General features: G+C 38.7%; 21 protein-coding genes and 1 riboswitch. Of the genes, 15 read left to right on the top strand and 6 right to left on the bottom strand.

The genetic code is table 11. From position 1 onward, the window contains the following. Positions 1-193: 193 nt before the first annotated feature. A complete protein-coding gene (locus tag LPB68_RS07045; RefSeq protein ID WP_068654012.1) occupies positions 194-556 on the top strand; it encodes a HesB/IscA family protein in 363 nt (120 codons plus the stop codon). Between the two features lie 120 nt (positions 557-676). On the opposite strand, the gene LPB68_RS07040 is transcribed toward LPB68_RS07045, so the two are convergent. Then, entirely contained in the window at positions 677-877 is a 201-nt protein-coding gene (locus LPB68_RS07040; RefSeq protein ID WP_068654011.1) for a hypothetical protein, read from the bottom strand. A gap of 363 nt (positions 878-1,240) precedes the next feature. Here LPB68_RS07040 and sda point away from each other — a divergent pair, with 363 nt between their 5' ends. Then, a complete protein-coding gene (gene sda / locus LPB68_RS07035) occupies positions 1,241-1,369 on the top strand; it encodes a sporulation histidine kinase inhibitor Sda (protein WP_099458634.1) in 129 nt (42 codons plus the stop codon). Positions 1,370-1,536: 167 nt separating this feature from the next. Here sda and LPB68_RS07030 read toward each other — a convergent pair whose 3' ends face one another. Beyond that, entirely contained in the window at positions 1,537-2,538 is a 1,002-nt protein-coding gene (locus LPB68_RS07030) for an NAD(P)/FAD-dependent oxidoreductase (protein WP_068654010.1), read from the bottom strand. A 271-nt stretch (positions 2,539-2,809) separates the two neighbouring features. Between LPB68_RS07030 and LPB68_RS07025 the strand changes: the two genes are divergently transcribed. Both LPB68_RS07025 and LPB68_RS07020 read left to right on the top strand, forming a co-directional pair. Continuing rightward, a complete protein-coding gene (locus LPB68_RS07025) occupies positions 2,810-4,003 on the top strand; it encodes an NAD(P)/FAD-dependent oxidoreductase (protein ID WP_068654009.1) in 1,194 nt (397 codons plus the stop codon). A gap of 1 nt (position 4,004) precedes the next feature. Next, the gene (locus tag LPB68_RS07020) at positions 4,005-4,250 is read left to right on the top strand and encodes a hypothetical protein (protein ID WP_068654005.1); all 246 of its coding nucleotides are present in this window, start codon (positions 4,005-4,007) and stop codon (positions 4,248-4,250) included. 181 nt (positions 4,251-4,431) lie between these two features. Here LPB68_RS07020 and hemQ read toward each other — a convergent pair whose 3' ends face one another. Beyond that, complete coding sequence (hemQ, locus tag LPB68_RS07015; RefSeq protein ID WP_068654003.1) at positions 4,432-5,181, bottom strand: hydrogen peroxide-dependent heme synthase; 750 nt, start codon at positions 5,179-5,181, stop codon at positions 4,432-4,434. A gap of 209 nt (positions 5,182-5,390) precedes the next feature. On the opposite strand from hemQ, the gene LPB68_RS07010 reads away from it, so the two are divergent. The 3 genes from LPB68_RS07010 to dnaI all read left to right on the top strand — a co-directional run bounded on the left by LPB68_RS07010 (position 5,391) and on the right by dnaI (position 8,380). Beyond that, entirely contained in the window at positions 5,391-5,684 is a 294-nt protein-coding gene (locus LPB68_RS07010; RefSeq protein ID WP_068654001.1) for a YuiB family protein, read from the top strand. 198 nt (positions 5,685-5,882) lie between these two features. Further along, the gene (locus tag LPB68_RS07005; protein ID WP_068653999.1) at positions 5,883-7,391 is read left to right on the top strand and encodes a DnaD domain protein; all 1,509 of its coding nucleotides are present in this window, start codon (positions 5,883-5,885) and stop codon (positions 7,389-7,391) included. Between the two features lie 32 nt (positions 7,392-7,423). Further along, a complete protein-coding gene (gene dnaI, locus LPB68_RS07000) occupies positions 7,424-8,380 on the top strand; it encodes a primosomal protein DnaI (protein WP_068653997.1) in 957 nt (318 codons plus the stop codon). A 129-nt stretch (positions 8,381-8,509) separates the two neighbouring features. Here the strand turns inward: dnaI and LPB68_RS22705 are convergent, their stop codons facing one another. Beyond that, the gene (locus LPB68_RS22705) at positions 8,510-8,668 is read right to left on the bottom strand and encodes a YqzM family protein (RefSeq protein WP_099458631.1); all 159 of its coding nucleotides are present in this window, start codon (positions 8,666-8,668) and stop codon (positions 8,510-8,512) included. Between the two features lie 230 nt (positions 8,669-8,898). Here LPB68_RS22705 and trxA point away from each other — a divergent pair, with 230 nt between their 5' ends. After that, positions 8,899-9,216, top strand: a complete 318-nt coding sequence (trxA, locus tag LPB68_RS06995) for a thioredoxin (RefSeq protein WP_068653992.1) — start codon at positions 8,899-8,901, stop codon at positions 9,214-9,216. A 115-nt stretch (positions 9,217-9,331) separates the two neighbouring features. Beyond that, complete coding sequence (uvrC, locus tag LPB68_RS06990) at positions 9,332-11,290, top strand: excinuclease ABC subunit UvrC (protein ID WP_068653990.1); 1,959 nt, start codon at positions 9,332-9,334, stop codon at positions 11,288-11,290. Here the strand turns inward: uvrC and LPB68_RS06985 are convergent. After that, a complete protein-coding gene (locus tag LPB68_RS06985; RefSeq protein ID WP_068653987.1) occupies positions 11,262-12,893 on the bottom strand; it encodes a CPBP family intramembrane glutamic endopeptidase in 1,632 nt (543 codons plus the stop codon). The two genes, uvrC and LPB68_RS06985, sit on opposite strands and share 29 nt — an antisense overlap. A gap of 372 nt (positions 12,894-13,265) precedes the next feature. Next, positions 13,266-13,408: riboswitch (cyclic di-AMP (ydaO/yuaA leader) on the top strand. Between the two features lie 62 nt (positions 13,409-13,470). Between LPB68_RS06985 and LPB68_RS06980 the strand changes: the two genes are divergently transcribed. Both LPB68_RS06980 and LPB68_RS06975 read left to right on the top strand, forming a co-directional pair. Then, a complete protein-coding gene (locus tag LPB68_RS06980) occupies positions 13,471-14,811 on the top strand; it encodes a TrkH family potassium uptake protein (RefSeq protein WP_068653984.1) in 1,341 nt (446 codons plus the stop codon). Positions 14,812-14,850: 39 nt separating this feature from the next. After that, the gene (locus tag LPB68_RS06975) at positions 14,851-15,519 is read left to right on the top strand and encodes a potassium channel family protein (RefSeq protein ID WP_068653981.1); all 669 of its coding nucleotides are present in this window, start codon (positions 14,851-14,853) and stop codon (positions 15,517-15,519) included. 81 nt (positions 15,520-15,600) lie between these two features. Here LPB68_RS06975 and LPB68_RS06970 read toward each other — a convergent pair whose 3' ends face one another. After that, positions 15,601-16,497 carry a LysR family transcriptional regulator gene (locus tag LPB68_RS06970; RefSeq protein WP_068653980.1) on the bottom strand — a complete coding sequence of 299 codons (897 nt, stop codon included), beginning with the start codon at positions 16,495-16,497 and terminating at the stop codon, positions 15,601-15,603. A gap of 242 nt (positions 16,498-16,739) precedes the next feature. On the opposite strand from LPB68_RS06970, the gene LPB68_RS06965 reads away from it, so the two are divergent. The 4 genes from LPB68_RS06965 (at position 16,740) to LPB68_RS06950 (ending at position 20,943) form a co-directional block, all read left to right on the top strand. After that, entirely contained in the window at positions 16,740-17,408 is a 669-nt protein-coding gene (locus LPB68_RS06965) for a succinate dehydrogenase cytochrome b558 subunit (protein ID WP_068653979.1), read from the top strand. 13 nt (positions 17,409-17,421) lie between these two features. After that, positions 17,422-19,167 carry a succinate dehydrogenase flavoprotein subunit gene (gene sdhA / locus LPB68_RS06960; protein WP_068653977.1) on the top strand — a complete coding sequence of 582 codons (1,746 nt, stop codon included), beginning with the start codon at positions 17,422-17,424 and terminating at the stop codon, positions 19,165-19,167. A 78-nt stretch (positions 19,168-19,245) separates the two neighbouring features. Continuing rightward, positions 19,246-20,010: a succinate dehydrogenase iron-sulfur subunit gene (gene sdhB, locus LPB68_RS06955; RefSeq protein WP_068653974.1), complete on the top strand. Its 765-nt coding sequence runs from the start codon at positions 19,246-19,248 to the stop codon at positions 20,008-20,010. 135 nt (positions 20,011-20,145) lie between these two features. Further along, on the top strand, positions 20,146-20,943 hold the full coding sequence (locus tag LPB68_RS06950) for an AAC(3) family N-acetyltransferase (RefSeq protein WP_068653973.1): 798 nt from the start codon (positions 20,146-20,148) through the stop codon (positions 20,941-20,943). Position 20,944 lies beyond the last annotated feature (1 nt).

Genomic DNA, 20,944 nt, shown 5'->3' with positions numbered 1-20,944 from the left:
TGTTATAAAGTGTGATTATTTATCGACAATCCATATCCATTCATTCTTACCTATTATAGACCTCCACTTAAAGAGTCGCAATATGAAGTGTGTTAAACAAGTTGGTATTAGAGCAAATGAGGCATGATGACTAACTTGAGGGGAAGGACGTTGTGGAGTATAATTAGAGAAAGACACAAAAGGAGGCTGAATGATGATTAATATAAGTGATACAGCTTCAGATAAACTGAAAGAGATGTTGTCTGAACAAGAAACACCAGATATGTTCCTAAGACTTGGTGTGCAACCAGGTGGTTGCAGTGGTTTCTCATATGCTATGGGATTTGATGATGCCGAAGCAGAGAATGACATATATATGAATGTAAATGATATGAAAATTGTTGTAGATAAGGAAAGCATAATCTATCTCGATGGTCTCGAAATCGACTTCGAAGAATCTGGTATGTCTGGGGGATTCACCATCAATAATCCTAATGCATCTGCTACGTGTGGGTGTGGATCAAGCTTCCGTACGGCACTGGATGCAGGGAAGCCTGCGGCTGAGGGTGAGTGTTAAGCAATTAATAGAAGTAAGGTAGAATGAAATGTAAAAGCCACTTGATTTCAGGAGGATAACGATCTCTTCTGAATCAAGTGGCTTTTTAGTGTATGTAGAGATTAAGAATTTAAGAGGCTGTTAGAGAAATGTATGATCTACCATCAATACAATCATTGAAGCTGCAAGAATGGAAAAAACCATGCAACCTAATCCTAAAATACTTCTTTTGGACTTTATAAATTTAAAACCAATTGCAAAGATCATGACCGTGACTAGCGCCAATACTGCCGACATGCCTACGATTGCGATCCAATATAAGATTTCAAACAATTGCGCCATTGTGGTTTCTACCTCCATTGCTTCATAATATTTCATCCGCTTCTGCTTGTTTGTTCAGTATATCCGATTTAATTAGGTATGCCAATCTTCTTTTAAGAGGCAGAATTTTTAGATAAATAAATACTATATTCAGAGAATAATAAATATAGTATTAATTTTTTTTTGAGAGATTATCCAAAATATTACCCTGTGTATAACATTTATCCACAATATCCACTGCTATTTTACAAGGTTTTTGATGCTTACTAACAAACTACACACAGGTTTTCCACAGCCATCTGTGGATAAAGGGAACGCTTGTTCTGCTATTAATTGTTTGATATGATAGATTTAGTAAAAAAAAGAGGAAGGGATGTGTTGATCTTGGCTATATTAACAGATGAGATGTTACTAGACTCTTATCATTTAGCCATTCAATTAAGGCTAGAGAGTGATTTCATAACGCTATTATTAACCGAAATTCACAAACGTAATCTTGGATTTATAATATAAATGAGTATAGTAGACTAAGAGGGTATCCTTCTGACGATAAAGCTTGTCCGTCAAGATGAGATACCCTTTTTTTTATATCTGAATCAATTTCATAATTACTCAAACCTATTTAAATGCTTATTTGGGCTGCATAGGCGATTGTAAAATTGATTCCTATATGGTTGTATCTACAGCTTCATGTTACTGCTGTGTCCTGGCGAGAGACGTGCCTCGGGATCGATGTATACTTTGGCGTTATTTACTGCTGTTGGTGCTTCGCCAAATCCTACTGCAATGAGCTTTAACTTCCCTGGATATGTAGTAACATCACCTGCTGCGAATATTCCGGGAATGTTAGTCTCCATCCGAGAGTCAACAACAATAGAATTATTGTCAATGTCGATACCCCATTCAGCAATGGGTCCTAAAGAGGATATGAAACCGAAATTGATGATAACATCGTCAACCTCAATCTCTTGTATTTCTTTTGTTTTAACATGCGAGATGACTACTTTATTGATGGTGTCATCCCCATGCAATTCAGTTATTTCTGAAGGTGTTACGATATTAACTTTGGATGCCATCAGGTTCTCAACACTATGTTCATGTGCGCGGAATTTATCACGACGATGGACTAGAGTGACTTGTTCAGCAATGGGTTCTAGCATGAGTGCCCAATCAACTGCGGAGTCTCCGCCACCATTGATGAGTACCTTTTTACCTTTAAAGGCATTTAAGTCATTCACAAAGTAATGAAGATTCGTCTTCTCAAAACGTTCAGCACCTGAAACTTCAAGTCTTCGTGGTTCAAAAGCTCCTACTCCAGCTGTGATGATAACAGATTTAGAATGATATTCACCTAGATCCGTCTTCACGATGAAGTGACGTTCATCTTCTTTAACAACGGATACTACCTTTTCTTCTAAACGCAAATTAGGTTTGAAAAGTTGTAACTGCTCATTCAGGTTGTTAACCAATTCCTGTGCGGTTACTTTTGGAAATCCAGCGACGTCATAGATGTATTTCTCTGGATAAAGTGCAGCAAGTTGGCCACCCAACTGTGGCATACTCTCTATAAGAGTTACAGACGCTTGACGCATGCCACAATAGAACGCAGCAAACATACCAGCAGGCCCGCCACCAATTATAATTAAGTCGGTTAATTCATCACGGATAGGTTGTGATGTCATTTAATAAAGCACCTCCATATATTTAGGTTGTTCTTATCAATAGTATCTTATTTATTATAATCTGATTAACTTGATATGAAAAGGTTATTCACTTTCAAATAAACCTTGATATTTAGCCATAAAATAGCTAGTATTTCTATGTATGTATTTGGTTGAATAGATCAATTTAGTGGTAATGGATCATTATAGACACGGGAAATCTACCCCTGTCCCACTAAGGGGTCGAATGATTAAAACTATATAAAGAGGAACATTTGGAAGGAGTAGAATCATGAGTAGCATACCTAAAATTGTAATTCTTGGTGCTGGTTACGGGGGGATTCTAACAGCACAAAGACTTCAAAAGGAATTAAAGTATAATGAGGCAGATGTTACGTTGGTCAACCGACATGACTATCACTATATTACGACGCATCTTCATATGCCTGCTGCAGGTACAGATAGTATAGAGAATACTCGAATTCCCATCTCGAATTTAATAGATGAATTTAAGATCGACTTAGTGAAATCATCTGTACAAGAAATTCGTCCGCAAGAGAAAAAAATTATTTTAGAAGATGGTACATTATCTTATGATTATCTTGTTATTGCCTTGGGTGGAGAACCGGAAAGTTTCGGTATTCCTGGTCTAGCTGAACATGCGATGTCTATTCGTAGTATTAACTCCGTTCGTTTGATACGTAAACATATTGAGTATCAATTTGCACAATATAAGAACGAGCGAAATGCACAAGAGCGAATAAATTTTGTTGTGGGTGGAGCAGGGTTTAGTGGGATAGAATTTGTTGCAGAGCTTGCTGATCGTATACCTAAGCTATGTAAAGAATACGATGTGGATCCTCATCATGTGAATATTTATAATATTGAAGCAGCTCCAACGGCACTGCCAGGATTCGCACCTGAACTGGTTGATTATGCGATGGAAGTTCTGAGAAAAAAAGGTGTAACCTTTAAAATGGGTGTAGCTATTAAAGAATGTACAAATGAGGGAGTACTTCTTGCAACGGGTGAAGAGATTAAAGCTGCTACGGTTGTATGGACGGGTGGTATTCGTGGTAATCATATGATTGAAGCTGCAGGTTTTGAAACGATGAGAGGCCGTGTCAAAGTAGATGAACATTTACGTGTACCTGGTTACGAAAATGTTTTCATCATTGGGGATAACTCACTGGTATTGAATCCAGAAGGTCGTCCATATCCACCTACCGCACAAATTGCTATGCAACAAGGTGTATGTTGTGCGCAGAATGTGGTCGCTATGATTCGCAAGCAACAACTGAAGAAGTTCATATTCAGTAATAAAGGTACAGTAGCTTCCTTAGGTAAAGGGGAAGGTATTGCAGTTGTAGGCCAAAAAGTGTTAACGGGTTGGTCCGCAGCTCAACTGAAAAAAATTGTGGATATGAGATATTTGTTGACCATTGGTGGCATTACACTAGTACTTAAAAAAGGAAGATTCTTATAAAATGAGACATTGCAGCGTTCAAGTTCGGGGATTATTAACGAGGGATGAATTGGATCGTTACAATGCGTTAATGGAAGTTGGGTCCTACTTGGAATCCCAAGATATGTATGATTTGGCTTATACGGTTCAGAAGGAAGTTGATATTCTGATCCTTCCAGCTATTGAAAGGCTCAAGGATAAGAGTCGTGCTAGAGATGCGGCAACAGCGGCATATCTGGATTCCAGAAAAGATGCAGAAGAAGAATAGCGATTATACAAGTAGAAACGGCTATGCCGTCCTTTTTCAAAGACGGCATCCGTTTCAGCGAAAATATAAGAAAGTATCAAGTGAAACTTATACTTTCTTATATTTTAAAAAAGGATTTGCCAACCACTTGATGGTTTGGCAAATCCTTATTCACTATCCATTTCCTTTATCGATACAAAGTTTATAACTTCAACATATTTTCGAAAGATTGTTCGTTCAACAAACTGCCCACATAAAAGGCTCCAAATTCACCGTAACGAGCACTCACTTCGTCAAAACGCATCTCATAGACAAGTTTCTTGAACTGAAGTGCATCTTCTGAGAACAATGTTACTCCCCATTCCCAATCGTCCAGTCCAACGGAACCAGTAATAATTTGCTTAACTCTTCCAGCATAGCTTCGGCCTATCAATCCATGGCTACGCATCAATGAACGTCGTTCATCCATGCTGAGCATGTACCAGTTATCTCCAAGATCACGTTTCTTGTTCATTGGATAGAAGCAAATGTATTTATTCTTTGGAAGAATAGGTTTAAGTCTTGCGACAATTTCGGGGTTCTCCATTGGATCTCCACCGGTTGACATATGCATATAATTACTTAATTCAACTACACTTACATATGAATAAGCTTTGGTTGTATATTTTGCAAACATTGTTTTATTAAAGGCAGTTTCAACAGCATTCAAATCTTCTAGCGTTTCGCGTAGATGCATAAATATGAAGTCAGCTTTCTGACCGACAATAGAGTACACTGTACTGCTTCCCTTTTTCGCAGATTCTACATGACTCCATTCCTGTAGAAAAGCTTGAAGCTCATCGAGTGCCATAGCACGGTCTTCATCATCAGCAGATTTCCATGCTTCCCAATCTATGGAACGTAAGTCATGAAGGGAATACCAACCTTCAAGTGTTTGTGCTACATCGCTCATTTGAATTATCACTCCTAATTTTGGTAACATCATCAATCAATTGATTACATTGTATCCCAAATACAAGTGGTTGGGCAAACGATGTCACAATCTATTCATGTAATGTCCATTGCTTCGTAACAATTTATCTAGTAAACTATCTACTAGACTATATTATCGTGATTTTTTTAATTGAATAGGTGATTTAAAGAAGAGGTGAACTAAACCATATGCAATTTATCCCTGTAATCGTCTTGATGGTATTATTCTTTGTGATGATGTTCGGTATTGGTTTTATTCTTAATATGTTAATGAAGACAACTTGGTTTCCTTGTTACTTATTTGTGATTGTGATATTACCTGTGGTTGTATATTCTTTATGGGATCATGATATGTCGCTTTGGACGCATCTTGCTTCATTCCACATCGTTGATTATTTAACGGGAGTTGCGGGTTTGATAGGGGCTTATATTAGTGGTTGGGCGATAAAGAAACTTCGCCAAGGTGGGTATACGATGTTCTGAATCAGGTTAGGTGAGCAGCTCTTTCTTTAGAAGGGCTGCTTTTTTTTTGTGATATACATTAGGTTGAGCGCATGATTTGATTTCGAGCTTCCATTATTTAATGTTGATGGAAGAAATAAAAACCACGAAATACGTCGAACGATAGATTGAAATTATGATAGAATGAAAGAAGTCTACGTTAATGATGGGGGGTAAAATATGCGCATCAAAAGTCTTCTAAATTATACCGAGAACCATCAATACTACGTTTATCGCAATTTTTGCTTGAGTAGCTTGGATGATAGGATGCTAAGTTCCATCTATCAACCGATGGTTGGCGCATTCGCAATTAGTTTTTATCGTCTGTTGTTTCAACAGATTCCTATAGAGAAAATAGGTTATTCCAATATAGATCAACAACGTCATCTATTCTTAACACTTGGAATGGAACCTAGTGAGAGTGGGCGGAAAGCATTAATAGAACAAGCTTCGAAGCTTGAAGCAGTAGGACTTTTACAGACGAGTCGAATCTATATCCCCGAGAATGATGATTACATGTATGAGTATGAGTTAACAGCACCATTATCCCCAGCTGAATTCTTCAACACACAGCACTTGACTCTTTTACTACGTGATAAGATTGGTAAATTTGCAGTTCTATCATTACGTGAGAAGCTTTGGGCAAAAGAACCTGATGAGTGGTCTGGAGCTACGCAGAATAAAGAGAATATCTCATTGCCTTTTTATGAGATTTTTGAATTGAATACTCATGTGATTGACTATGAGTTAGAGCAAGCTCTATCGGAAGTCTCTACGACAAGACATTCAGGACTACAGGTAGGTGAGGAAGCTAATATTCTGAACTACGCAGATATTATTCTTCGTTTCCCGAAGAAATCTAATAATCGACAATATGTTGAGAAGCTACGTTTCAATTTTGAACAAATGGGAATTGTGAATTATGTCGTTAATAAATATGATCTGACTGTTCAAGACCTATGTCGACTACTAGATGAAGATGGAATATTCACTGCAGAAGGAGATATTATTCTGGATGAATTGCAGCATCAGGCTAATCTTCATTTCCGACAAGGGAAGAAAAGACAAGAACAGCGAGAAGTTCAGGCCAATAAGATTATCTCCATCCGCAAAGCAGAGGAAAAACCAGAAGGATCACTTCAGATGGAACATGCAGTGCAAATGGAGTATTATGTTGAAGTTCCAATGCAGTTTAAGTCAAAGTGCGATATTCATCAATATAATATGATACTTCGTAATGAACCTTATACCAAATTACTAAAGACATTATTTCCAGGCGCTGTTCCGGATAATTTTATTGATATTTTTGAAAAGATTGATCTAAGCTATAAGCTACCAGGTGAAGTAATAAATATACTCATACATTATTTGATCTCACTTTTGGCAACAGGTGGAGATCAACGTATTAATCGTAATTTTGTAGAAGCGATTGCCTCGAATATGTTATTGAAACAGATTAATACGTATGAGAAGGCTGTTCAATACATTAAGGACCAATCGAAGGTAAAAGGTAAGCAGGCGCAATCCTCTAGCGGTACACGTAATCGTGCGTATGGTAAGCCGACTAAGATGAAGCCGGAGATCCCTGTGGCACTAAATAACAGCCCTGCCGAGGAAGTCTCAGAAGAAGAGTTCGAAGAAATGATGAGAATGGCTGCCGAAATTCAAGCAAGTAAGAAGCAAGGTTAGTTCATATAATTGGGATTAGAGGGGGGATAGGGGTGGAGTCTTTAGGTAAACTGCTTAAGCAGATGAAGAATCCTTCTTTCCAACGTCAGCAACAAGAGATTGAAGATGAGGTATTTAATCATCCGAAGATCAAAGAATTGCGTAGACAGCATCCTGAGTTGAGTGATGCACATCTACGTATCAATATGAGTCTTCTGTATCTTTACATTAATGACAAACGTAACTGTGAGAATTGTCCGGGGCTTGATAATTGCCCCAATGATTTTAAGGGTCATTACAGTAAGCTTGAGGTGCATACAGTAAATGGCGAGACTGTTTTGTACGAACGGAAGGTTCCTTGCGCAAAGTTTATTTCTAAACAGCATGATGATCAAGTGAAGAAACGGATTCGCAGCTTTTATGTTGATGAGCGTGCCTTGAATGAGGGCTATAAAGAAGTGGAAATTATGGGTAAGGATCGATTGCGTGCACCTGCGGTACAGCAAGTGTTTCAATATATCCGTGACACGAAGGAGAATGGTCTATCCACACGTGGAATGTACCTGTATGGTTCTTTTGGAACGGGGAAAACATTCATGATGAGTTATATGCTGCATGAACTGGCGATTGCGGGATTCACAGGAGTCATTGTTTATATGCCAGAGTTCGTAGAGGATCTGAAATCATTAATGATGGATAATGTAAAGCTGAAGGAAACGACTGAAATCATGAAGAATTGTGATCTGCTTATTTTCGATGATATCGGAGCAGAGAACTTGAATCCATGGGCTCGTGATCACATCATGGGATCTATTCTGAATTATCGAATGAATCGTAAGCCTACGTTTTATACTTCGAATTATAATCTTGAGAGTCTAGAGAAACATCTTAGCTTTACGAACAAGGATGGGGAAGAAGGCTATAAAGGCCAGCGTTTAATGGATCGAATAGCGCCCTTTGTAGAAGTTGTAAATCTACATGGGGAGAACCATCGTGGCAACGGAAGGTAGTAGATCAATTGATCGTATGAATAATAAGAACTCATATGCTGATAGAACAAAAGAAGGACGAATCCTATGGTCACAAATATGACCTGTCGGGATCGTCCCTTTTTGTGTGTATTAATACACTTTTCATGTCTAGCCAGTGATAATGAACTTGATAATAACCATACCGAAGAAAAGAACGGCCATAAATAAGAACATCCCACCAAAACCAGCCATTAAATCCCCAAAATCATCACGCGGTTCTTCATTTACATGTTCACGCGGATCTTGTAAATGTACATTTGCTTCCATGATTTATTCCTCCTCATAAAGGTCTGGTTTTTGAGCATGATATTAATCATAGACAAATAGACCTGAGTTACTCCAAGTATACTCAATGCGTAAAGAATTTGTAAAGAATAACTAAAAAAATGAAGGAAAGGGTTTCGCATTACTTAGAAAATTGTGCTATACTTATAACTGTCCACAAAGACATATCAGTTTAAATTCATGGAACTTTCCTAAATAAGGAGGAGAATATAATGGCTATTGTTAATGTATCCGACCAGTCCTTTTCTACTGAAGTGGAAGGTCAAGGGACGGTTTTAGTTGATTTCTGGGCACCTTGGTGTGGTCCATGTAAGATGATTGCTCCAATTCTTGAAGATCTCTCTACTGATCTAGGTGATACTGTAAAGATCGCTAAAGTGAATGTTGATGAGAATCCAGAAACAGCATCTAAATTTGGTGTTATGAGTATTCCAACATTGATTTTCTTCAAAGATGGTCAACCTGTAGATAAAGTGGTTGGTTTGAATTCGAAGGAAGCATTGAAGAACATGATTTCCAAACATCAATAAGAAATATGTTACGCTATAAGCGTCTCCGGATTCCGGGGACGCTTTATTAAAATACAATGGTAGTTGAATATTTATATTGTCCATAAATGAGATGGAAGGGAGGGAATCATGCTAAATGGACCATTTGATTCATTCTGAACAAGAGAAAGAGAGGGCTCAAGAACATATTCGAGATAAGCTAGCTCTATTACCGGACCTTCCTGGATGTTATTTAATGAAGAATAACGAAGGGACTATAATATACGTTGGGAAGGCTAAAGTGCTTAAGAATCGGGTACGCTCTTATTTTACAGGGAGTCATAATGGGAAAACTCAGTTATTAGTCTCAGAAATTCGAGATTTCGAATATATCGTTACAGGGAGCAATATTGAGGCATTAATTTTGGAATGCAATCTTATTAAAGAACATCAACCACGATATAACATACTATTGAAGGATGATAAGACGTTTCCATATATTAAGATAACGAATGAGCAGCATCCTCGTTTAGAGGTGACAAGACGAGTACTAAAAGATAAGGCGAAGTATTTCGGTCCCTATCCGAATGCATATGCAGCACAGCAGACGAAGAGACTTCTTGACCGCATGTACCCCCTTCGTAAATGCAGTGCGAAGCAAAAGGAACCTTGTCTCTATTATCATCTAGGACAGTGCTTAGCGTGTGGTCCAGACGAAGTAATACAAGCGACATATGACCAAATTATTCAAGAAATTAGTTCCTTCTTAAATGGAGGACATGAAATTATAAAGAAGGAACTCCAACGTAAAATGCTAGAAGCTTCGGAAGATCTCTATTTCGAACGTGCGAAGGAGCTTCGTGATCAGATTATCAATATTGATACAATCATGGAGAAACAGAAGATCACCACTTCAGACGCAAGAGATCGTGATGTACTTGGATTTGCAGTTGATAAGGGTTGGATGTGTGTACAGATTCTCTATATGCGTCAAGGTAAGATGATACATCGTCATGCCTCCGTATTCCCATTCTATAGTGAAGCGTATAGTGACTTCATGACGTATGTAACGCAGTACTACTTGGATAATCCTGCCTTACCGCAGGAAATACTTCTACCTCAGCTAAATGAGGAAGTAGTGGATAGTGAACCAGAATCAGAAGCTACTGTTATATCAGAAGTAGATGATAATTCGAGCGGATTGATCGATGACACCAGAATAGAAGAGGATATTCAATCATCGCTATTAGCAGGAGGACTGGATGCTGCGAACGTTGTTACTTCTCTTCAGGAATGGTTAGGAATAAAAGTATACGTACCTCAACGTGGTACTAAGAAACGGCTAATCGGTATGGCGATTGAGAACGCAAAGGTTGCTTTAAATGAGAAATTCAGACTAATTGAACGTGACGAAGAGCGAACTTCCATTGCTGCAACTAATCTAGGTCAAGCTATTGGTATACATTCATTACACCGAATAGAGGCTTTTGATAATTCTAATATCCAAGGAACAAACCCTGTATCTGCTATGATTGTATTTATTGATGGTAAACCTGAGAAGAAAGAATATAGAAAGTATAAAATTCAAACAGTTATAGGCCCAGATGATTACAATACGATGCGTGAGGTCATTCGACGACGTTATGAGCGTGTATTAAAGGAAAATTTAGAGATGCCTGACCTTATCGTTGTAGATGGTGGGAAAGGGCAAATCTCAGCGGCTATGGATGTGTTAGAGAATGAACTAGGAATATTCACCCCAGTATGTGGGTTAGTGAAGGACGTGAAGCATAGAACTTCGCAGTTGATGATTGGTGAACCGCCGGTAACTATCCAACTCCCTCGAGACAGTCAGGAGTTCTTTCTATTACAACGGATTCAAGATGAAGTGCATCGGTTCGCAATTACTTTCCACCGTGAACAAAGAGCTAAATCTATGGTTACTTCACAGTTAGATGCGATCCCCGGGGTGGGAGAGAAGCGTCGTAAGCTACTATTGAAGCATTTCGGTTCACTCAAAAAGATAAGAGAGGCCAGTGTCGAAGACTTCCGGTCTCTCTCGATTGGTGAGAAACTCGCCTCACAGATTATTGCAGCGCTTCAGGAGGAGTCGTAACAGACGGCTTCTCTTTTTTTATGGAATGGAAGAAGTAAATTGTGTATGCAACGAGAACCGGTACAATCATCGCAATAATTCCGGCTGAAATGTTAGCGACATCACCTAATGTGAATAAACTAAAGCCCATAAGGATACTATTAAACACGACATGACTGAACATAGCCGCGATGTAGCCATAGCGTAGAAATATGAAACTAAAGATTAAGCCAATGATAATAAGCTCTATCGGGCGAGAAATAACAGGATAAATAGGATAAAGAGTATGCCCAAACGCCCAAATAATAGATGGAATTAGGCATGCCACAAATGTATTCTTCACAAGTTTCTTCATCATTGGGATTCCGAATAATCGATAAACAGCTTCCTCAGAAATTCCGGCTACCCAAGCTAAAAGCGGTAACATCCATGGATAGAACATATTAAGAGGAGATTGTGATGCATCTGTTGTGGACCATGTATGAATCGTTAAATCTAATGTGAAATAGATAATAGACTGAACTCCTAATAAAATGAATGCACATAAATATCCGATTTGCATGCTATTGAGTACATATTTCCCGTATCCAGCTTCTTTGAAACGTGGCCATGGATTAAGACCTGCTTCTTTCCTCCATAGACCATCTCCACCTACAAGGGAGAAGTACAATAAGGCACTCATGAACAAAGTGAATACCCCTTGAAATATAAGTATGAAGATCAGAGAGGCTTGGGTCATTCCTTCTGCCTCAAAAGTGGGTATCATATTAATGGTGCTCAGCATTGATACAATAAAGTAAAAGCTACTAAGAAATATTCCTCTAACAAAAGAAGTGTGTTTTCTAGTTAATGCGCTATATACGATTGCAAGTACCCCCAACACTAATGTTAGAAGCCCATAACCTAGGATGGTCATCCAAAGCGCCTTGTTTTGTTCACCTTTTACATAAGAGGCATGCTCTACAGGTACTGAAAATGAGGGCTGAAAGGATAATATCTGTTCTGAATCAAAGATGAATTCAAATTGAAGTGCAGCCTTTCCTATCATCGTGTTGGAATCAGTAAATATGATTTTTGAATCACTTGATTCTACGATCTGGAATTGACTTGGTTCATAACCTAATTGGCTGAGCCATAGTTTAGCTAGTGCTTCTTGATTTCTTGGGTTCATAGAATTGAAGTTATTAGTAGAAGTATCTTGAGAGAAAGCCACGACATCACCTGAATTCATATGTACATCAATATTGAAGATTCTCTCTGAATCAGATTCTTCTAGACGAACACGATATACATCATATGGATACTTATCCTCAAAGGTATCATTGTAATACTCAACAAGCTTTTCCTTCGCTAGATAACCATATAATTCTGAATGAGATTGGTATGTAACAAGACTGTTAGGAGATGATAATTCATGAAGATCAAGTTGTGATTCGGCGTATTGAGTCGCGGATGCTCTCGCTTGTTCTTTCGTGATTAATTCCTTGCTTTTCTGTTCCAGAGTATCTGAGGACGTATTAGGAAAAACTTGTACAATCAAAAATAGCAGTAAGCTTATAGCCCCGAGGATACCTAAGACCTTATAATTTGCTTTGAGTTTCAAAGGTTGCCCTAAAGAATTCATTCATTTTCCTCCCAAAAGTTTTTGAGCGTTACTTCTTAAGTAATACTTCGAGAAAACTCTCTTCGGAAGCATAACCCAAGTTTTGTGAGCAATGCTTCCTAGATTTCTCTTCGAACAAAACTACTTCGGAAGCATTCACTTAAAGTGAATTAGCCATTAGAATAACGTAAACATAGCATAGGTTCAAGTTATAAATCCAGTAACTGTAAAATGGGAAATGTGAAAATGAGATGAAAATGAAGATAATAGTATGTAAACAGAGGGAAAGCTGCATTTAGGATATATCCTGTCCACATTTAAGGCTAAATCGATGCATTTATGCCAAAAAGAGCTTTGTACTGTTTGATAATAAGGATTATAATCGGAGAGCAATTTAATAATGCGCCGAATATTCATTTGAATTACGGAGGAACCAAAGAATTAATGGGGTGAATTTTGATATTCATTATCGAAAAGGGCGACCTGTGCATGCCCGAATCCGTCAGCTAACTTCGTAGGCGATATGCAACCAGGAACCAACCCGAGAGGCATTGGATTTCCAATGTTTTTTTTGTTGATTTTTTAAGGGGTGATGTAGTTGAAATTAAAGTTGAGCTGGATTAAATTAGCCCCACCTCAAATTCTAGTATTGGGTTTTGCTGGTATTATTCTGATTGGAGCTCTATTGCTTTCATTACCTATTGCTAATACAACGGGTGAGCCACTTCCATTTATCGATGCACTATTTACAGCAACATCAGCCACTTGTGTAACGGGTTTAGTTGTGGTGGATACAGGTACATTTTTTAGTTTATTTGGTCAAATCGTTATTATAGTACTCATTCAAGTGGGTGGACTCGGTTTTATGACGATGGCTACGTTGTTCTCGTTAATGTTGAAACGTAAGATTTCGCTTCGTGACCGGCTGTTATTACAAGAAGCAATGAATCAGAATACAATGGAAGGGATCGTAAGATTAATACGAAAAGTGTTATTGTTCACTTTCGTAATAGAAGGTATTGGGGCTGTTCTGTTATCGATACGTTGGGCATTTGATATGCCTTTTGGAAAAGCTTTATATTTCGGTGTTTTTCATGCGGTATCGATGTTTAACAATGCTGGATTCGATCTATTCGGTGGTTATCGCAGCTTGACAGGTTATGTTTATGATCCACTTGTCAATTTTGTAGTGATGTTCCTGATTGTGTCAGGGGGAATTGGGTTTATTGTATTGTCTGATATAGTGGATTTTCGAATAAAACGCAGGTTATCCCTGCATTCTAAAGTTGTGCTGTCCATGACCGCATTTCTTATTATCTTTGGAACAATCATTATATTTATATTCGAATATTCGAATCAAAGAACGTTAGGGTCGTTGAATGGGGGCGGTAAGTTTCTAGGCGCGTTGTTCCAATCGGTTACGACACGCACAGCTGGGGCTAATACCTTGGTCATTGGCGATATGCGGCAGGCATCCCATTTCTTCATGGTTATCCTCATGTTCATTGGTGCTTCACCAGGTTCCACGGGAGGTGGGATCAAGACGACGACATTTACGATCATGATTGGAGCAGTAATATCGATGCTACGTGGTCGAGACGATATTGTCATGTTCCGTTATCGTCTTGCGCAAGAGCGAATATTTAAAGCTCTAACCATTACATTGCTTTCACTGTTACTAATCATAGGGGTAGTGATGGTTCTATCTTCGACTGAAGATGCTAGCTTCCTAATGATATTGTATGAGACGACTTCTGCTTTCGGTACGGTTGGTTTATCAATGGGATTAACAACGGAATTGAGTGTAATTGGAAAATTACTAATTTGCCTGACGATGTTCTCTGGTCGTTTAGGGTTGATCACACTTGCTTATGCGCTCGGACCCAAAAAAGGCAAGCAATTATTCCGTCATCCTGAAGGGAAAATAATTATAGGATAGATCAGAAATAGATTGAGGATAAGGGGTACATGAAGAAAAATGAAAAAACAGCAGTTTGTGGTTATTGGCTTGGGACGGTTTGGATCATCAGTAGCTCTAGAACTTATGGCATTGAATTACGAAGTCCTTGGTATTGATCGAAATGAAGAGATTGTAAGTGATATGAGCGAATTGCTTACTTATGCTGTTGTAGCGGATGCTTCTGATGAAGAGGTGTTGAAGTCACTGGGTGTTCGCAATTTCGATTGTGGGATTGTGGCTATTGGAGATGATATTCAAATGAGTATTCTGGCTACTATTTTATTGAAAGAATTAGGGGTAAATTATGTCGTGGCCAAAGCCATCTCTGTTCTTCATGGGAGAGCACTGGAGAAGCTCGGTGTAGATCGAATTATTTATCCGGAGAGAGATATGGGAATACGTGTAGCTCATCAATTGGTAACTCCGAACTTACTCGATTATATTGAGCTTTCACAAGATCACAGTATTGTAGAGATGAAAGTACCAGTATGCTTAAATGGTAAGACATTAGCTGATATAAATCCTCGAGTGCGATATGGTTGTAGCATTGTTGCTTTGCATAGGTTGAACAACATTATCATAGCTCCTACCGCGATGGACCAGCTTCAAATGGATGATATTATGGTCATCATTGGTTCTAATGAAAATATAGCACGGTTTGAGAATGAATTGATGAAAGAGGATTAAATGGATTTCGAAGTAAGGGGTGTCTCAGAAGTCATGGAAATGGCTGGAGACACCCTTTTTGCATAGTGAATTATGTAGGTGTTAATGAAATGAATTGAATAATGAAGTTGTTTCCTCAATCCATTGTTGTGCTGCCTTACTTAGCTCTGTATAGTCTCCGTAGATTAAAGATGTCGTTCGCCGCGTCTCTTTAAGATCAGGAATATGAATGACCATAAGATCGTTATCATCGAGTAATTGTTGGTGTAAATAAGATTTGGGAAGAAGTGTTACAGCTTTACAGGTTGGTAGTAAGCGAACAATAGCCTCAAAAGAATCGATCTCCATCCGAATATCAGGAATGACACTCGTATTTTCAAATAACTCATCTGTTAATTTACGATACCAAGTCCCGCTTGAAAAAATAATCATAGGCATCCCATTCAAATGATTCATATTTACCTCAGTAATTTCAGCAAGTGAATGAGTTCTCGGTAGAACTAATTCTAAGTGGTCTTCAAATAATGGAATACAGCTTAACCCAGGTTCATGAATAGAAGAAGCAACAATACCAACATCTATCTTCTTTTGACGTAAAGCTAAGACGATCTCATGCGTTCTCCCAGTAACGACTTTGATTTCGGCATTAGGGTGTTTTTTCATAAAGGTATTGATGATGGGCGGCAAAGTTGTTTGGAGAGTAGTTAGACTGGCTCCTAGAGTAACAGAAATTTGGCTCCCATCTTTATGTTCGGCAATCGTTCTTAAGAAACGCTTCTGACGTTCATTCTGTTCCAGCGCAAAAGTATAGGTTAAATGTCCGATAGAGGTTAACTCTAATCGCTTTCCCCGTCGATGAAAAAGCTGTACTCCAAGATCACTTTCTAGTTTTGCAATTTTCCGTGAAAGAGCAGGTTGAGAAATGTTTAGTATTTTGGATGCTTTATTTAGGCTGGATTGTTCAACAATGATGGCAAATCCATTCAACGCTTCAAACATGATAACCCTCACTTCTTCATATATTGTTTGCTTATGCATTTTAGTTATATATAATAATACTTATATTGCAATTCCATTATAAGATAAAATGGAGTAACATGAAAAGTGCCACAGGATGTTCACAAAATAGAAAGATGTATGGCAATTCCGATTGATTTTCTGTGGGGTATATCACTTTAAGATGGATTGTTTATACTAATGAATTTTGAAAACGCTGTTACAGAAAGGGGAAAAGTCATTATATGAAGGGGTATTATGCCAGAAAAATTCACTCTTTACTCGGGGTTATTCCACTAAGCTTCTTTATTCTAGAACATGTGGTGACGAACTTTGGTGCGTTCGAGGGAGGGCTTGAGCAATTTAATGAAGGCGTTGCCTTTCTGAATGGTCTGCCTTTCGTATTTTTTATGGAGCTATTTCTCATTTGGCTACCATTACTCTATCATGGTGTATTTGGATTATATCTTGCTTATCAGGCGAAACCGAACGTAGGGTCATACCAATATTCACGTAACTGGCGTTTCTTATTTCAGAGAATTACTGGCGTTCTTACATTTATGTTCGTCATTTGGCATGTGTATGAGACAAGGGTTCAAGTAGCTCTTGGAAATGTTACACATGAAGAATTAGGCGGTGTCATTCATGCAGTTGTTATGAATCCAATTACCTTCATCTTGTATTTAATAGGTGTTATTTCTACGGCCTATCACTTTTCCAATGGTCTTTGGTCCTTCCTTGTAAGTTGGGGAATTACCGTGGGTCCGCGTGCACAGCGTGTATCCTCAGTTATGTGCATGGGACTATTCGCTATTGTATCGATACTATTTATATTGTCACTCATTGCTTTCCGCGGAGTTGAATTCCAAACGGTTATGAACATTACTGAATCATTAAAGACAGTCTTAAGTTAAGGGGTGCTCTAATATGGCAACATCTAATATTATTATTGTTGGTGGTGGATTGGCTGGATTAATGGCAACCATTAAAGCAGCTGAATCAGGAACTCATGTCGATTTATTCTCATTAGTTCCAGTAAAGAGATCACATTCTGTATGTGCGCAAGGTGGAATTAATGGAGCTGTTAATACCAAAGGTGAAGGTGATTCACCGTGGGAACATTTCGATGATACTGTATATGGAGGAGATTTCCTAGCGAATCAACCTCCAGTAAAGGCGATGTGTGATGCTGCGCCGGGTATTATTCATTTAATGGATCGTATGGGTGTTATGTTCAATCGTACACCTGAGGGATTGCTTGATTTCCGCCGCTTTGGGGGGACGAAATACCATCGAACAGCATTTGCTGGGGCAACAACAGGTCAACAGCTATTATATGCATTGGATGAACAAGTTCGTCGATATGAAACAGATGGATTAGTCACCAAACGTGAAAATTGGGAATTCCTATCCGCCATTATTGACGATGAAGGTATATGCCGTGGGATATGTGCTCAGGATCTTAAGACTATGGAAGTTCATACGTTTGCTGCAGATGCTGTGATATTAGCTAGTGGTGGGCCTGGTATTATTTTTGGCAAGACAACGAACTCTGTTATTAATACGGGTACAGCAGCGAGTGCAGTTTATCAACAAGGGGCCTTTTATGCGAATGGTGAATTTATTCAAATTCATCCAACGGCTATCCCAGGAGATGACAAGCTACGCTTAATGTCAGAATCTGCACGTGGTGAAGGCGGGCGGATCTGGACTTACAAGGATGGCAAGCCTTGGTATTTCCTTGAAGAGAAGTATCCAGCCTACGGTAATCTGGTTCCACGTGATATTGCAACTCGTGAAATATTCGATGTGTGTGTAAATCAAGGCCTCGGGGTAAATGGTGAGAATATGGTGTATCTTGACCTTTCTCACAAAGATCCGAAGGAGTTAGACGTTAAATTAGGTGGAATTATTGAGATTTACGAGAAATTCATGGGAGATGATCCTCGGAAAATTCCGATGAAGATCTTCCCTGCAGTTCATTATTCAATGGGTGGAATATGGGTTGATTATAATCAAATGACGAATATTCCAGGATTATTCGCTGCAGGTGAATGCGAATATCAGTATCATGGGGCCAATCGGTTGGGTGCTAACTCACTTGTATCTGCAATATATGGCGGTATGGTATCTGGACCTAAGGCTGTCGAATATATTAAAGGTCTGAAGAAGAAGGCAGAAGATGTTCCTTCATCCGTATTTGATCGCTACAAGCAGGAACAGACTGATAAGTACGAAAACATTCTAGCGATGAATGGGACTGAAAATGCCTATGTTCTGCATAAAGAACTCGGTGAATGGATGACGAATAATATGACTGTTGTTCGTTATAATGACAAGCTGGAAGCTACGATAGAGAAGATTAAAGAATTAAAGCAGCGTTATCAAAATATCAATATCAATGATACATCCCGTTGGAATAACCCAAGTGTGGCGTTTACACGTCAATTATGGAATATGCTTGAGCTTGCGCATGCAATGACACTAGGAGCCTTATTACGTGACGAAAGTCGTGGAGCTCATTATAAACCGAATTTCCCTGAACGTAATGATGAACAGTATCTAAAGACAACGAAGGCACAATGGACACCAGAAGGTCCACAGATCACATATGACGAAGTTGATGTATCTTTAATCCCACCACGAATTCGCGACTATTCGAAAGATAAGTAAAGCATTCTTATGCATTCAATATGTATTTTACGAAGTACAAGAAGTAGTATCGCTTAATAACATTGGGGAGGTATTGATATGGCGGAAACATCTGTGGTCAACAAAAAAGTGAAATTTATTATTACCCGCCAGGAGTCACCAGATTCAGGCTCCTATACGGAGGAATTTGAAATTCCATATCGTCCTGGGATGAATGTCATTAGTTCACTTATGGAAATTCAGCGTAATCCAGTAAATAATAAAGGTGATCATATTGCACCGGTATGTTGGGATTCCAACTGTTTGGAAGAAGTGTGTGGTGCATGTTCGATGGTCATTAATGGTAAGCCACGGCAGGCTTGTGCAGCACTTATTGATAATTTGGAACAACCGGTACGCTTACAACCGATGAGTACATTTCCTGTTGTACGTGATCTTGTGATCGATCGTAGCCGCATGTTTAATGCTCTTAAGCGAGTAAAAGCATGGATTCCTATTGATGGAACTTATGATTTGGGACCAGGGCCTCGTATGGCAGAGAAGAAACGGCAATGGGCCTATGAATTGTCTAAATGTATGACATGTGGTGTATGTCTTGAAGCGTGTCCTAATGTAAATGAGAAGACGAATTTCATTGGTCCGGCAGCGATATCCCAAGTTAGACTTTTTAATTCTCATCCCACGGGTGAGATGAATGCAGAAGACCGTCTAGAAGCACTAATGGAAGATGGGGGTATTGATGGCTGTGGTAACTCACAGAACTGTGTACGTTCCTGTCCTAAAGGAATTCCATTGACAACATCCATTGCTGAAATGAATAAAGACACAACGAAACATATGTTTAAACGTTGGTTAGGCGTATAACAAGGAATCAATATCATCACACCTTTACGATTCGCATATTATGCGATATTGTGAAGGTGTTATTTATTGATGGATAATATAAGATGAAAAATAATAAGATAAAATTTAACCCTAGGCTTATTGGAGGCGAATATAGTGATTATTGATCGACCGATAACGAGCAATGATATTATAAGAGATTGTATAAATATTGGAATACATCCAGGAATGATATTACTTGTTCATTCCTCATTAAAAAGTATCGGAGGTTGGATTGTAGGTGGGGCTGAAGCCGTTATTATAGCATTACAAAATGTACTTGGAGATGAAGGAACATTAATAATGCCTACGCAATCCCCTAATCTTACAGATCCAGAGACATGGATGAATCCTCCAGTGGATCCTCAATGGTGGGATCTTGTTCGCGAGAGTATGCCTCCATATGATCCGGAATTCACATTAACGTCTGGAATGGGTATAATTCCAGAAACTTTTCGTAAACAATCTGGGGTTGTACGGAGTGCTCATCCACATGTATCGTTTGCTGCAAAAGGTAGGTTAGCTAGAAATCTAATGGAATCACATCCACTAGATTATTGTTTGGGAGAGAATTCTCCTCTTGCACGAATGGTTGAAGCAGGTGCGTATGTACTGTTATTAGGAACGGATCATGATAAGAATACAACTTTTCATTTGGCTGAATATCGGGCTTCATATCGTGGGAAGAAACATATAGAGTCGAAGGCGCCAATAAAAGGGGAACTGAATACAGAGTGGAGATCATTTCAAGATATCAACTTCCATTCAGAGGATTTTCATTTATTGGGTAATGATTTTGAACGGAATTGTCATGATTCATATAAGCGTGGAAGAATAGGGCAAGCTTCATGTATGCTTGCAAGTCAACAAGATTTAGTGAATTATGCGGTGCCCTGGTTGGAATATAATCGATAGT

The organism is Paenibacillus crassostreae (genome assembly GCF_001857945.1).
Lineage (GTDB): Bacteria > Bacillota > Bacilli > Paenibacillales > Paenibacillaceae > Paenibacillus_AQ > Paenibacillus_AQ crassostreae.
The sequence above is the reverse complement of the archived record's forward strand: the minus strand, read 5'-3'. Positions and strand labels throughout refer to the sequence as shown.

Bases quoted from the DNA above. Each gene is read 5' to 3' on its own strand.
- LPB68_RS07045 (WP_068654012.1), top strand. From the start codon at position 194: ATGATTAATATAAGTGATACAGCTTCAGATAAACTGAAAGAGATGTTG.
- LPB68_RS07040 (WP_068654011.1), bottom strand. From the start codon at position 877: ATGGCGCAATTGTTTGAAATCTTATATTGGATCGCAATCGTAGGCATG.
- LPB68_RS07030 (WP_068654010.1), bottom strand. From the start codon at position 2,538: ATGACATCACAACCTATCCGTGATGAATTAACCGACTTAATTATAATT.
- LPB68_RS07025 (WP_068654009.1), top strand. From the start codon at position 2,810: ATGAGTAGCATACCTAAAATTGTAATTCTTGGTGCTGGTTACGGGGGG.
- LPB68_RS07020 (WP_068654005.1), top strand. From the start codon at position 4,005: ATGAGACATTGCAGCGTTCAAGTTCGGGGATTATTAACGAGGGATGAA.
- hemQ (WP_068654003.1), bottom strand. From the start codon at position 5,181: ATGAGCGATGTAGCACAAACACTTGAAGGTTGGTATTCCCTTCATGAC.
- LPB68_RS07010 (WP_068654001.1), top strand. From the start codon at position 5,391: ATGCAATTTATCCCTGTAATCGTCTTGATGGTATTATTCTTTGTGATG.
- LPB68_RS07005 (WP_068653999.1), top strand. From the start codon at position 5,883: ATGCGCATCAAAAGTCTTCTAAATTATACCGAGAACCATCAATACTAC.
- LPB68_RS22705 (WP_099458631.1), bottom strand. From the start codon at position 8,668: ATGGAAGCAAATGTACATTTACAAGATCCGCGTGAACATGTAAATGAA.
- trxA (WP_068653992.1), top strand. From the start codon at position 8,899: ATGGCTATTGTTAATGTATCCGACCAGTCCTTTTCTACTGAAGTGGAA.
- uvrC (WP_068653990.1), top strand. From the start codon at position 9,332: ATGGACCATTTGATTCATTCTGAACAAGAGAAAGAGAGGGCTCAAGAA.
- LPB68_RS06985 (WP_068653987.1), bottom strand. From the start codon at position 12,893: ATGAATTCTTTAGGGCAACCTTTGAAACTCAAAGCAAATTATAAGGTC.
- LPB68_RS06975 (WP_068653981.1), top strand. From the start codon at position 14,851: ATGAAAAAACAGCAGTTTGTGGTTATTGGCTTGGGACGGTTTGGATCA.
- LPB68_RS06970 (WP_068653980.1), bottom strand. From the start codon at position 16,497: ATGTTTGAAGCGTTGAATGGATTTGCCATCATTGTTGAACAATCCAGC.
- LPB68_RS06965 (WP_068653979.1), top strand. From the start codon at position 16,740: ATGAAGGGGTATTATGCCAGAAAAATTCACTCTTTACTCGGGGTTATT.
- sdhA (WP_068653977.1), top strand. From the start codon at position 17,422: ATGGCAACATCTAATATTATTATTGTTGGTGGTGGATTGGCTGGATTA.
- sdhB (WP_068653974.1), top strand. From the start codon at position 19,246: ATGGCGGAAACATCTGTGGTCAACAAAAAAGTGAAATTTATTATTACC.